Source organism: Nonomuraea longispora (assembly GCF_004348345.1).
GTDB lineage: Bacteria > Actinomycetota > Actinomycetes > Streptosporangiales > Streptosporangiaceae > Nonomuraea > Nonomuraea longispora.
This window is the reverse complement of record NZ_SMJZ01000452.1, coordinates 1-810: the sequence shown is the minus strand read 5'-3', so window position 1 is coordinate 810 and position 810 is coordinate 1. Positions and strand designations below refer to the sequence as shown.

The window sequence follows — 810 nt, the reverse complement described above, 5'->3', positions numbered from 1 at the left end:
CCCCCGCTGCCACGCCCCCCGCCGCCGGGGTGCGGGTCGGGACAGCGGTCGCCGTCTCGGCCGCTGAGGCGGCCGACCCCGTACGGTTGCGCATCCCCGCCATCAAGCTGTCCACCCGGGTAGGCCCGCTACGGCTCGACGCCAGCGGCCGCCTGGTCGCTCCCGAACGCTTCGACCAAGTGGGCTGGAACAAGGCCGGGCCGGAGCCGGGCGAGCGGGGTGTGGCCGTGATCGCCGGTCACGTGGACTCCACCACCGGGCCCGCCGTGTTCTATCGCCTGCGCCGGCTGGGCGACGGTGACCGGGTGCACGTGGACCGGGCCGACGGCAGCACGGTCACGTTCGTGGTCGGCCGTGTGACCCGGTACCCCAAGAGCCGCGTACCCGACAAGGAGGTCTATCACGGCGGCCGGGGCGCCGAGCTCCGCCTGATCACGTGCGGCGGTACCTTCGACCGCGCCCGCCGCAGCTACCGCGACAACGTGGTCGTGTTCGCGCGCCGGTCAGCGTGACGCCGTGACGGTGTGCGCCCCCGACGTCGTGGCGGCCGGTGTGCCGCCGGGAACGGCTTCCCGGCGGCACACCGGTGCGTGGCCCGGCCGGGGCTACGGGCCGGTTCCCCCGGACTGTGGGGCCCGGCATTCGCCTTCGTGTACGGCTGAGGTCGGAACCCGTTTACCCGAGGGCCGTAGCATGCCGCGCATGGCGGAGCGTTATCCCACGTCGGTGCCGTACCGGCAGGCGAGCGGCGGGTACCACACGTTCAGGATCCCGGCGGTCGTGGTGACCGGGGCGGGCACGGTCCTGGCG

1 protein-coding gene is annotated in these 810 nt (G+C 74.3%); it reads left to right on the top strand.

The features are described 5' to 3' along the window. Nucleotides 1–512: class F sortase (locus E1267_RS43905; protein ID WP_220449972.1), on the top strand; the 512-nt coding region annotated here is incomplete at its 5' end. Between the last annotated feature and the right edge of the window lie 298 nt (nt 513–810).